The 12125-nt window shown below is 50.8% G+C and carries 8 protein-coding genes; 4 read left to right on the forward strand and 4 right to left on the reverse strand.

From position 1 onward, the window contains the following. Nucleotides 1-7 precede the first annotated feature (7 nt). The 4 genes from ACFOSD_RS05170 to ACFOSD_RS05185 all read left to right on the forward strand — a co-directional run bounded on the left by ACFOSD_RS05170 (nucleotide 8) and on the right by ACFOSD_RS05185 (nucleotide 5570). Nucleotides 8-1456: a TrkH family potassium uptake protein gene (locus ACFOSD_RS05170; RefSeq protein ID WP_380692798.1), complete on the forward strand. Its 1449-nt coding sequence runs from the start codon at nucleotides 8-10 to the stop codon at nucleotides 1454-1456. Nucleotides 1457-1562: 106 nt separating this feature from the next. Next, on the forward strand, nucleotides 1563-2510 hold the full coding sequence (gene glyQ, locus ACFOSD_RS05175) for a glycine--tRNA ligase subunit alpha (RefSeq protein ID WP_380692796.1): 948 nt from the start codon (nucleotides 1563-1565) through the stop codon (nucleotides 2508-2510). Beyond that, nucleotides 2507-4585, forward strand: a complete 2079-nt coding sequence (gene glyS, locus ACFOSD_RS05180) for a glycine--tRNA ligase subunit beta (protein WP_380692794.1) — start codon at nucleotides 2507-2509, stop codon at nucleotides 4583-4585. The genes glyQ and glyS overlap by 4 nt, the downstream gene beginning before the upstream one ends. A 214-nt stretch (nucleotides 4586-4799) precedes the next feature. Next, nucleotides 4800-5570 (forward strand): lysophospholipid acyltransferase family protein, encoded by a 771-nt coding sequence (locus ACFOSD_RS05185; protein WP_380692793.1) that lies wholly within the window; start codon nucleotides 4800-4802, stop codon nucleotides 5568-5570. 20 nt (nucleotides 5571-5590) lie between these two features. On the opposite strand, the gene gyrB is transcribed toward ACFOSD_RS05185, so the two are convergent. From gyrB to dnaA, 4 genes are all read right to left on the reverse strand, one after another. Continuing rightward, nucleotides 5591-7999 carry a DNA topoisomerase (ATP-hydrolyzing) subunit B gene (gene gyrB, locus ACFOSD_RS05190; protein WP_380692792.1) on the reverse strand — a complete coding sequence of 803 codons (2409 nt, stop codon included), beginning with the start codon at nucleotides 7997-7999 and terminating at the stop codon, nucleotides 5591-5593. Nucleotides 8000-8002: 3 nt separating this feature from the next. Continuing rightward, nucleotides 8003-9127 carry a DNA replication/repair protein RecF gene (gene recF / locus ACFOSD_RS05195; RefSeq protein ID WP_380692791.1) on the reverse strand — a complete coding sequence of 375 codons (1125 nt, stop codon included), beginning with the start codon at nucleotides 9125-9127 and terminating at the stop codon, nucleotides 8003-8005. Nucleotides 9128-9316: 189 nt separating this feature from the next. Further along, nucleotides 9317-10417, reverse strand: coding sequence for a DNA polymerase III subunit beta (dnaN, locus tag ACFOSD_RS05200; protein WP_380692790.1), 1101 nt, complete (start codon nucleotides 10415-10417; stop codon nucleotides 9317-9319). An 18-nt stretch (nucleotides 10418-10435) separates the two neighbouring features. After that, nucleotides 10436-11866 (reverse strand): chromosomal replication initiator protein DnaA, encoded by a 1431-nt coding sequence (gene dnaA, locus ACFOSD_RS05205; RefSeq protein WP_380692789.1) that lies wholly within the window; start codon nucleotides 11864-11866, stop codon nucleotides 10436-10438. Between the last annotated feature and the right edge of the window lie 259 nt (nucleotides 11867-12125).

Consider the following 12125-nt stretch of genomic DNA (forward strand, 5'->3'; position numbering starts at 1 on the left):
ACGGCACATGCAGTTTCGCGTTATTCTTCGCATTCTCGGTATCTTGTTGATGCTGTTCTCGCTGGCCATGCTGCCCAGCATGGGCGTTTCCCTGTGGTACAACGACGGCAGCGTCTTCCCGTTCGGCGTTTCATTTATCGTCATTTTTGTCGTAGGTATTCTGGTTTGGTTGCCTTCGTTTGGCAGTAAGCAAGAAATGCGCACCCGTGAGGGTTTCTTGGTCACTGCGTTATTCTGGGTGGTGCTGGGTACCGCCGGGTCGTTGCCGTTGTATCTGGCCGCCACACCCAACTTGAGTTTTACCGATGCATTCTTTGAATCCTTCTCCGGCCTAACCACCACCGGCGCCACGGTGATCAGTGGATTGGACGACCTACCGAAGTCCATTCTGTTCTATCGTCAGCAATTACAGTGGATGGGCGGCATGGGCATCGTGGTATTAGCGGTTGCCATTCTTCCTATGCTCGGTATCGGCGGTATGCAGCTATACCGCGCCGAGGCACCCGGCCCAGTGAAAGACAACAAGCTGACCCCGCGCATTGCCGAGACCGCCAAGGCGCTGTGGTATATTTATCTCGGTTTTACGGTGGTCTGTGCGTTGGCTTACTGGGCCGCGGGTATGAGCCTGTTTGATGCCATCGGGCATTCGTTCAGCACGGTAGCCATTGGTGGGTTTTCAACCAAAGACGCCAGCATCGGGTATTTTGATAGCCCACTGATCGAATCCATCGCCATCGTTTTCATGATTTTATCAGCGGCGAATTTTAGCCTGCATTTTGTCGCCTTTCGGCGCAAAAGCCTGCGCGGGTATTTTCAAGACCCGGAATACCAGTTCTTTCTGCTGGTCATTGGTGGGTTAATGCTGCTGATGTCGCTTGGCCTTTGGCTCACCAGTACAGAAACCGGCTGGCGCGCGTTGCGCATGGGTTCCTTTGAAGCGGTGTCGGTCATGACAACATCTGGCTTTGCGGCCAGTGGTTTTTCACATTGGCCGTTGTTTCTGCCATTCCTGCTGTTTTTATCGTCGTTTATTGGCGGTTCGGCGGCCTCTACCGCCGGGGGCATGAAGTCGATTCGAATTCTTTTGCTGTGGAAACAAGGTATCCGCGAGATCAAACGGTTGATTCACCCAAACGGTGTCTTCCCCGTTAAAGTAGGGCGCAAGGAAATGCCTGAGCGTGTTTTAGCCGCTGTTTGGGGCTTTTTCGCCGTTTTTATGTTCACATTCACTGTATTATTGACGGTGTTATTGGCCACCGGACTCGACTTCCTCACAGCATGGTCGGTGCTTGGCAGCGCAATGAACAATTTAGGGCCCGGCTTGGGTGAGGCCAGTGCTAACTACGCCAACATCAATGACCCCGCGAAGTGGATTTTATGTTTTGCGATGTTGCTGGGTCGCCTCGAAATATTCACCTTGATTGTTATCTTCAGCCCAATGTTCTGGCGACGGTAGGCAACGCCTGCACCCACGTTTATAATGCCCGGTCTGCCGTTGTGGCACAGGCCAAACTGTGTCGTACAACGGGCTCTTCGAATTCATTCATGACCGCGGGTGCCCTGTGTCTGATAAGCCTACATTTCAACAGTTAATTCTGACCCTACAACAGTATTGGGCCGATCAGGGGTGCGTGATGCTGCAACCTCTGGATATGGAAGTCGGTGCAGGAACGTCGCACCCCGCCACTTTCTTGCGCGCCATCGGCCCAGAAACCTGGCACTGTGCTTATGTGCAGCCCAGTCGTCGCCCGACCGATGGTCGTTATGGCCAGAACCCCAATCGTCTCCAGCACTACTACCAATACCAAGTGATTTTAAAACCGTCACCAGACAACATCCAAGAGCTTTACCTTGGCTCGTTGAAAGCCTTAGGCGTCGATCCGGAAGTTCATGACATTCGCTTTGTCGAAGATAACTGGGAAAATCCGACATTGGGCGCGTGGGGCTTGGGTTGGGAAGTGTGGCTGAATGGCATGGAAGTTACGCAATTCACCTACTTCCAGCAAGTTGGCGGCTTGGAATGTTTTCCGGTGACCGGTGAAATCACCTATGGTCTTGAGCGGCTTGCCATGTACATTCAAGAAGTAGATAACGTCTATGACCTGATCTGGACGCGCTACCCGGATGGCCGAGTGGTGACCTATGGCGATGTGTATCTGCAGAATGAAAAAGAACAATCGGCCTACAATTTCGAGCACGCTAACACCACGGCTTTATTTGCTTCCTTCGAAGAACACGAAGCGGCGAGTCAACGCTTGATCGCCGCAGGCTTGCCCTTACCGGCGTATGAGCAAATTTTGAAAGCCGGGCATACTTTTAACCTATTGGATGCACGCCACGCCATTTCGGTCACCGAACGGCAGGCCTATATTTTACGCATTCGCACGCTGTCACGCGCCGTGGCGGAAGCGTATTTTGAATCGCGTCGACAAGCAGGCTTCCCCATGGCGCCGGAAGACCTTCGGGAGGCGGCGTTAGCGGCTGCCGCAGCACAGGAGAGCCAAGCATGAGTGCCCAAGTAAAAGACTTTTTGTTTGAGTTGGGCACGGAAGAATTGCCCCCGAAGTCGCTTTTGACCCTATCACAAGCCTTTGAACAGTCCGTGACAACGGCACTGCAGAAGGCTGACCTGACCTTTGCTGGCGTGCAGTCTTACGCCGCACCTCGTCGCTTAGCTTTGCAAATCAATGCGTTACAAGTACAACAGGCTGACCGCACCTTTAATCGGCGCGGCCCGGCGGTTCAGGCGGCTTATGATGCATCTGGCAATCCAACCAAAGCAGCAGAAGGCTTTGCTCGTTCATGTGGCGTAACGATGGCGGACTTAGCCATTGAGAAGACCGATAAAGGCGATTACTTGGTGTATCAAGGGGTTGAGCCCGGCCAACAGGCTGCGGAACTGTTACCCGCCATTATTGCCGATGCACTGGCCGCTTTGCCGGTAGCAAAACGTATGCGTTGGGGTGCCCACCGGTTCGAGTTCGTCCGACCGGTCAAGTGGATTCTGGCCTTATGGGGTACAGACGTTCTGCCGTTATCACTATTTGGTTTATCGGCCAGCAATACCACTCGTGGACACCGTATTCACGCGCCCGGAGAGCTGGTGATTGCCGAACCGCAGGACTATGCCGATACCCTAACCAAGCAAGGCTTTGTATTGGCCGATTTTTCGCTACGGCGACGCAAAATTCAGCAGGATCTGCTCGCTTTGGCGCAAATGCATCAGGTGACCGTGCTGTTGGACGACGACTTACTGAACGAAGTCACCAGTCTCAATGAATGGCCAGTGGCCTTGAGTGGTGAATTTGAAACCCGTTTCCTGGATGTACCGGCAGAAGCCTTGATGTCTTCCATGCAAGAGCATCAGAAGTATTTTCCAGCGGTGGATGCACAGGGCAATTTAGTAGCCCGGTTCTTCTTTATTGCCAACCTTGCGAGTAAAGACCCGAAAGCGGTCGTGAGTGGCAATGAGAAGGTAATTCGGCCACGGTTATCCGATGCAGCCTTCTTCTGGGAAACTGATCAAAAGACCCCCTTGGCCGATCGGCTATCTCGCTTGGACGATATTGTATTCCAGAAACAACTCGGCACATTGCGTGAGAAGTCGCAGCGCGTGGAAACCTTAGCCGGTTTGATTGCCCAACGCGTAGGCGCTAATTCTGCCATTGCTCAGCGTGGCGCACGGTTGGCCAAAGCCGACTTGGTCACCGATTTGGTCTTTGAGTTTGCCGACCTACAAGGTTTAGCCGGTTACTATTACGCGCAAAAAGACGGCGAGCCAGACGGCGTGCCCGAAGTCATTCGTGACCAATACCGGCCTGCCTATGCTGGTGATGCCTTACCGGAGACGCTGGAAGGCTGTGTGGTGGCTTTGGCCGACCGTCTTGACACCTTAGTAGGTATCTTTGGTATCGGCTTAAAGCCCACGGGCACAAAAGACCCTTATGCGCTGCGTCGGGCGGCCTTAGGTGTACTGCGTCTGCTGGTAGAACGAGAATTGCCCTTGGATTTGGCTGAATTGGTGGCATTAGCGCATCGCCAATACCCGGCACTGCCTGAACATTCAACGGTAGAGGCGGATGTAGTAGCGTATGCACTAGAACGTTTCCGGGCATGGTATCAGGACGCAAACATCGATACCGATGTGTTCTATGCGGTGCGTGCATTGAACATTTCCGAGCCGTTGGATATTCAACATCGGGTCTTGGGTGTTGCCGCGTTCAAAGCCGGAACAGCGGCGAAAAGCCTGGCTGAGGCCAACAAACGCGTCGCCAACTTACTCAGTAAGCACACTGAAAGTCTGCCCGACACCTTAGCACCGGACGTACTGGTGGAGCCCACTGAGCGAGCCTTACTGGCCTTGCTGACGACCCTAGAAGGTCAGGTTGCAGCGGCAGTAGCAAATGGCGACTATGCGTTGGCGTTGGAACATCTCAGTGTGCTGAAAGAACCCCTAGACCAGTTCTTTTCGGATGTGATGATCATGACTGACGATCTCGCCCTTCGGCAGCAGCGGTTGGCTTTATTGCAGGCAATACGCCAATTGTTTATGCAGATTGCCGATATATCCTTGCTGCAGTTGTAAAGCTTTATCGGCTGACAGGCGGGTTTTTCGGCCCGCCAGTCATGCCGAATGGTCACAATACAACTGCCTGATCTCGCCTGTTTTTCATCGTTTGTTCACCCTACCATGTTAGCGTTGTGGCATTATGCTGGCTTATCTCATGGCCAGCCATTTAGCCTTGCGCTCATCGATGTTCAGCCACCAAAGCCTTTGGTGCACTGATTGAGGATTTTTTATGTGGTTGGCTTGGGTTCGAACCTTTATTTTTTATGCGTTCTTTTATGGCCCCTTCACCATTTTTTGGGCCATTTTCGCTGGCCTGACCAGTTGGATATTGCCAAAAACGTGGCGCTACCCCTATATCATTCTTACGTGGTCTTGGTTTTCTTTGTACGCCGCCCGTTGGGTGTTGGGTATTCGTTGGCAGGTGGTCGGCTTGGAGCACTTACCCAAAGAAACGGTGGTGATTGCTGCGAACCATCAAAGCGCTTGGGAGACCTTCTTTCTGCAGGTATTAATTAATCCGCAAAGTCAGGTGATTAAACAATCCTTGCTGCGTATTCCTTTTTTTGGCTGGACCTACCGCTTGGTGCGTCCAATAGCCATTGACCGCTCAGATAAGAAATCAGCCATGAGCCAGGTTATTGAACAGGGCACTAAGGTCTTGGCGGAGGGGATTCATGTATTGATTTTTCCAGAGGGTACCCGACGCAATCCTGATCAATTAGGACGCTTTTCTAAGGGCGCGGCCATGTTGGCAAAAGCCGCTAATGTACCTGTTTTGCCCGTCAGTCTGGATGCGGGTCGTTTTTGGCCCGCGTCGCTGAAGCAACCTAAGATGCCCGGAACCATTACGGTGACCTTGCATCCCTTGGTCGTTGCCAAAGATCGAGATGCGACAACCGTCACGCATGAGCTTGAAGCCCATATTAAAGGCGCGTTGTTGCACAGCAGTGTAACGAACGAGGACGTATCTTTATCTACTGTGGAGCCGGAAGCACGTTAAAACGTGCTTCCCTGCGGTCGTTAGTAGTCGAGGTTTTCCACCAATAGGGCATTGGTTTGGATGAAGTCACGACGGGGTTCTACATCGTCGCCCATAAGCGTGGTGAAGATTTGATCGGCACCAATAGCGTCTTCAATTGAAACTTGCAGCATTCGGCGTGATTCAGGATCCATCGTCGTTTCCCAGAGCTGTTCAGGGTTCATTTCACCCAAGCCTTTATAACGTTGAATGTAATAACCGCGCTGTGCTTCCTGCATCAACCAACTCATCATTTCGTTCATGCGTTCAGTCGCAAAGACCTTCTCGCCACGTTTAATTTCAGCGCCACCACTGAACAAATCGGCCATGGTGATACCTAGGCTGTTGATGTTGGTGTAATCATCGGCTGCAAAGAATTCCGGTGACAGCACGTATTGATGCTGGGTGCCATGTTGCACCGAGGTAATACTCGGAATCCACAAACCGGTCTCGGCATGCTGCGTAATGCCGGTGCTGTAAGCACGTGTCGATGTGTTGTACGACTGTAACATGGCATCCATTTTTGCCACCCAGTCCGCCATGGCATCATGGTCAGCCATTACCGTACGGTCCACCGTTGGCAAATACAGTAGGTTTTCCAATACGGCTTCAGGGTAGACCCGGCTTAGGCGACGAATAGCCTTCATCACGGCCTGATAATGCAGAATCAACTTTTCTAAGCCTTCACCGCTGATCGGTGGCGCGCCATCGGACGGCGAAAGGCTCGCACCATCAATGGCTACTTGGGTCAGATACTGATTCAACGCGTCGTCATCTTTGATGTATTGCTCTTGCTTGCCTTTTTTCACCTTATACAAGGGTGGCTGCGCAATGTAGATATAACCATGCTCAATCAACTCCGGCATTTGGCGGAAGAAGAAAGTTAACAACAGTGTACGAATGTGTGAACCATCCACATCGGCGTCGGTCATAATGATGATGCGGTGGTAACGCAGCTTTTCGATGTTGAATTCTTCCCGCCCGATACCACAACCCAGGGCGGTAATCAGCGTACCCACTTCGGCTGAAGCAAGCATTTTGTCAAAACGGGCTTTTTCGACGTTAAGGATTTTACCTTTCAACGGCAAAATTGCCTGGGTCCGCCGATCACGCCCCTGTTTGGCGCTACCACCGGCAGAATCACCCTCCACCAAGTAGAGTTCTGACAACGCTGGGTCTTTTTCCTGGCAGTCGGCCAGTTTGCCCGGCAATCCCGCAATGTCCAAAGCGCCTTTGCGTCTGGTCATTTCACGGGCCTTACGCGCGGCTTCACGGGCCCTTGCGGCATCAATCATTTTTTGAACGATTTGTTTCGCTTCACCCGGGTTTTCCAACAAGTATTCGGCGAACGACGTGCCCATTTCTTGCTCGACCGCTGTTTTCACCTCACTGGACACCAGTTTATCTTTGGTCTGAGAGCTGAATTTAGGGTCTGGCACTTTTACTGAAATGATGGCCGTGAGCCCTTCACGCGCATCATCACCCGTGGTGGCGACTTTTTGTTTCTTTTGAATGCTTTCTTGTTGGATGTAGTTGTTCAAGTTCCGTGTAATGGCGGCTCGGAAACCCGCCAGGTGTGTGCCACCGTCACGCTGGGGAATGTTATTGGTGTAGCACAGAATCTGTTCTTGATAGCTGTCGTTCCACTGCAACGCCACTTCAACACCGATGCCGTCTTCACGTTGTACGGAGAAGTGAAAGGTTTTATTCAGCGTTGTTTTGTTTTTGTTCAAGTAATCGACAAAGGTACGCAGACCGCCTTCATAGCAGAAGTGATCTTCTTTGCCTGAACGTTCGTCTTTTAAGCGAATGGATACGCCGCTGTTAAGGAATGACAATTCCCGTAGCCGCTTGGCCAATTGCTCGTAGACAAAGTGGATGTTAGTGAAGGTCTCTGCCGATGGCTTAAAGTGAACTGCTGTGCCGGTATCCGTGGTATCGCCAACAATGGCTAGGGGCGAATCCGGCACGCCATGTCGATAAATTTGTTGATGGATTTTTCCACCACGTTTAATGGTCAACGTCAGTTCGCGCGACAGTGCATTCACTACGGAAACCCCAACACCGTGCAAACCACCGGACACTTTATAACTGTTGTCGTCGAATTTACCGCCTGCGTGCAGTACCGTCATGATGACTTCGGCGGCAGACTTACCTTCTTCGTGCATTTCGGTCGGAATACCGCGCCCATTATCGGAAACCGATATAGATTCATCTGGGTGGATGATGACGCGAATGTCATCGCAATGTCCGGCCAATGCTTCATCAATGGAGTTATCGACCACCTCAAAAACCATGTGATGCAATCCGGTGCCATCGTCAGTATCGCCTATGTACATGCCTGGGCGTTTGCGTACGGCATCCAAGCCTTTGAGTACTTTAATACTCGACGAATCATAATTCTCTGCCATGGTTTACTCCTGAAACGGTTGTTCGGTCAATTGACCTTGTTCCACGTGGAACAATTTGATTTCTGCTTCGCCCAACCAATGCTGCTGTGAGGGAAGCTGTTTTGTGTCAAGTACAGTAAGAAAGACTTGCGCACTGAATTCTCGAACCGTATTGAGCAATTTATTCACATTGCGCTCATCCAGTTCTGCCACCAAGTCGTCTAACAAGATGACGGGTAGTTGATCGTTATGTTGATTGGCCAATACCCGTATTTGCGCCAATTTCAACAAATGCCCTAGCACCTTCATTTGACCCCGGGACAAAATGTCCCTTGCCGGTATACCTTCGATTACCATGCGTAAATCTGCCCGATGTGGACCTGCTTGGGTAATGCCAGTTTTACGCTCGCGCTCCATCGACCCGGGCCGTTGTAAGGCTTCCTTTAACGTTAGCTTCTGATCCCAGCCAGGGCTGTAATGAATCATCAACTGATTGGCGTAGGGCACATCACCAAATCGTGCACATAGATCCCGGTAGGCGGCCATTAAACGATCTAAGTATGCTTGCCTGGCGTCATCCAGTGACGTTGCACAACGCAGGAATTCGCTATCCCAGGCATCTCGCTCGCCACCCGATATTTTAACAGATCTTAGGCCACTATTGCGTTGTTTAATTGCCCGCTCAAAGCGTCTGAATAACGCCGAGTTTTTTCCATGTTCCACGTGGAACACGCCCCAGTCGATAAATCGACGACGAATACGAGGGCCGCCCTCAAATAATTGGAAATCATCCAATCCGACATGCTGAATAGGCAACAGTAACGCCAGCTCGGAGGTCGTCGTTGCTCTGCTCCCATCAATCACCACCGAGCCTTCACCATTGAGGCGCTTCTCCAAACCCAAGGAATGCTGTCCATCTTTACGCTGCACCTCGCCGTAGAGCAAGAATCGGTCTGCAGTAAACTGAACAAGAGGCTTAACCTGAGTAACACGAAAACTCTTGCCGGAACCCAAGGCGTATACGGCTTCCAGTAAGGAACTCTTACCGGAGCCATTACAACCAACGATTATGTTGAAGCCATGAACCGGCCGAAACGACACGCGCGTAAGATTACGAAAATTATGGATATCGATACGCTTCAGCGGCACGCCATCGACTCCTTGAGATTCGAACGCCAGAGAAACCCAAACACACTGAGAAAATTTGGAAAAAAACGGCAAGGGCCATTAGCTCGGCGAAAGCCAACCGCAAGGTGCTCTCTACCCATCATAAACAAGCGAAAGGGCGACATAGGTTTAACCGAGCTTATCAGCTAACAAGGAGGCTATCGCTATGGCCTAAAGACGCATAGGCATAATTACATACACCGCTGTATCATCATCGAAATCACGCACCAGTGCACTGCTGTTAGCATCCGAGGCCTTAATCATTACCTGCTCGCCCTTGATAGCATTCAATACATCAATGAGATACGTTACGTTAAAGCCCACTTCTAAAGGATCGCCAACATAGTCCACCGCTAGATTTTCTTCAGCTTCTTCTTGTTCCGGGTTATTGGCCAAAACCTGAACATTACCTTCACTGAAATGGAGACGAACCCCACGATACTTTTCATTGGATAAAATGGCGGCACGTGACAGAACCATTTTGAAACTTTCTTTATCGGCAATGATTTCTTTATCGCCACCGCGCGGTATTACCCGCTCATAATCTGGGAACTTGCCGTCCACCAATTTGGTCGTAAAGGTATATTGATCCAGTGTGGCACGCATGTGATTGGGAGTCAGTTCCAACGCAATCGGGGTTTCCGAATCTTCCACAATACGCTGTAGCTCAAGAATACCTTTACGCGGCACAATAACCTGTGCATGTGGAACGCTGTTCTCCAACGGTGTTAACGCCATCGCTAACCGGTGGCCGTCGGTCGCCACTGACCGTAACTGTTTGTCTTTCAGTTCCAATAACATACCGTTCAAATAGTAACGAACGTCCTGAACCGCCATCGCAAAGGTGGTGGAATCGATAACTTTGCGCAACACACGCTGTGGCAAGGTGACCGGTTGTGTGGCTTCATCAGTTTGAATATTGGGAAACTCAACCGCCGGCAAGGTCGATAAATTGTAACGGCTACGACCGGACTTAATAATCACACGATCACCTTCTAATACCAGATTCAACACCGACTCCGCCGGTAATGATCGACAGATATCGAGCAACTTCTTCGCTGGTAACGTAATCGCGCTATGTGCACTCTCTGACAGTAAAGGAACCCGGGCCACCAGTTCCACTTCTAAATCGGTACCAGTCAGCGTCAGGACATCGCCTTCAACTTCCAAGAGCACATTGGCCAATATGGCGAGTGTATTGCGTTTCTCCACTACCCCTGCAACGAATTGCAAGGGTTTGAGGAGTTCTTCTCGGGAAACTTGTAAATTCATGTCCTTCTCTCGACTCGGTTAGCTGGTCAATGATCGGTGTATTTTCGCATAATCTTCACGAAGTTCCGACGATGTTTCCAATAACTCTTTCACCTTTCTGCAGGCATGCAATACCGTGGTGTGATCTCGACCACCAAATGCACCACCAATTTCCGGTAAACTGTGCGACGTGAGTTCTTTCGCCAGTGCCATGGCCATTTGTCGAGGCCGTGCAACGGAACGACTACGGCGCTTTGACAACAAATCATTGATCTTAATGTTGTAGTACTCGGCAACCATACGTTGGATGTTATCAATGGAGATTTGCTTGTCTTGCGCAGCGAGCAAATCTTTCAACGTATCTTTGATAAACCCAAGCGTAATGCGGCTGCGCGTGAACTGCGCATTGGCGATCACCCGCTTTAATGCACCTTCCAACTCACGTACGTTCGATTGAATGCGTTGGGCAATAAAAAACGCCGCCTCGTCCGACAAGCGAACCTTTTCCCGTTCGGCCTTCTTCTTTAAGATCGCCACCCGCGTTTCAAGATCCGGCGGTTCGACAGCTACCGTTAAGCCCCAGGAAAAACGGGACTTCAACCGATCTTCTAAACCATCCATCTCTTTCGGGAAGCGGTCACAGGTCAATATAACCTGTTGGTTACCTTCCAAAAGCGCATTGAAGGTATGAAAGAATTCTTCCTGTGTCCGATCTTTCCCGGAAAAAAACTGAATATCGTCTATTAACAGCGCATCCAGACTGCGATAGAACCGCTTGAAATCATTCATCGCGCCTTGTTGTAAGGCCTTTACCATATCCGCCACAAAACGTTCCGAGTGGATATACAGCACCCGCGCATGTTGGTTGCGTTGCACCACCTCATTACCAATAGCATGCATCAAGTGCGTTTTCCCTAATCCCACTCCGCCGTAGATGAATAGGGGGTTATAACCACCCCCTTCATTCGCTGCGACTTGCTTCGATGCCGCCAACGCCATTTGGTTCGCTTTACCTTCTACAAAGCTGCTAAAGGTAAAACCGGGGTTTAAAAAGCTGTGATGCCGCAAACCACCTTCAACCCGCACATTCGGATTACCACCACCTACTCGGGTATTGGGTTCTCCATTAAATGCCCCACTCACTGCTTCCTTACTGCTGGGGGATGGCATCGATGCAACCGAGGGTACTGAGTCAGTAGCGCGGCGGTGAACCGCATTCGGCTTCGATTGATCGCCCATACGAACATCCACCAGAAAGCCGGGGTTCTCACTGACTTCTTTCGCCAGCTGAGCGATTCTATCCAAATACTTGTCGCGCACCCAATCCGCTACAAAGCGATTCGGTGCAACCAGAATCAACCCCTGAGCATCCTCTTCACACTGCAGCCGCTTGATCCAGGTCGCGTATTGTTGCGGTGGCAACTCCGCTTCCAACACCGAACTGCATGTTTGCCAAACCAAATCCGTCACTCATGTACTCCATAATCTGTGTATAACCTGTGTCTAACGAAGGGAAAACGTCAGGATATCCGGTGCATAAAAGGGCGGCAAATTCAGCCTGTGGACAGTATGCCAGTTTATCCCCAACCAATCCACCGACCATACGCAGGTATCTGACCCCTTATCCACGCTTTAACCAACCCTTAGGTCGCCCGTAACGTCTAGCTTAAAGCCGTTTATCCACAGAAAATGCGTGCACTAATAATAACCATAACAACAAAGTTCTAAA

Source organism: Salinispirillum marinum (assembly GCF_042650105.1).
GTDB classification, from domain to species: Bacteria; Pseudomonadota; Gammaproteobacteria; order Pseudomonadales; family Natronospirillaceae; genus Salinispirillum; species Salinispirillum marinum.

Excerpts from the sequence above, each read along its gene's own strand:
- gyrB (WP_380692792.1), bottom strand. The coding sequence starts at position 7,999 with ATGGCAGAGAATTATGATTCGTCGAGTATTAAAGTACTCAAAGGCTTG.
- dnaN (WP_380692790.1), bottom strand. The coding sequence starts at position 10,417 with ATGAATTTACAAGTTTCCCGAGAAGAACTCCTCAAACCCTTGCAATTC.
- ACFOSD_RS05185 (WP_380692793.1), top strand. The coding sequence starts at position 4,800 with ATGTGGTTGGCTTGGGTTCGAACCTTTATTTTTTATGCGTTCTTTTAT.
- glyS (WP_380692794.1), top strand. The coding sequence starts at position 2,507 with ATGAGTGCCCAAGTAAAAGACTTTTTGTTTGAGTTGGGCACGGAAGAA.
- ACFOSD_RS05170 (WP_380692798.1), top strand. The coding sequence starts at position 8 with ATGCAGTTTCGCGTTATTCTTCGCATTCTCGGTATCTTGTTGATGCTG.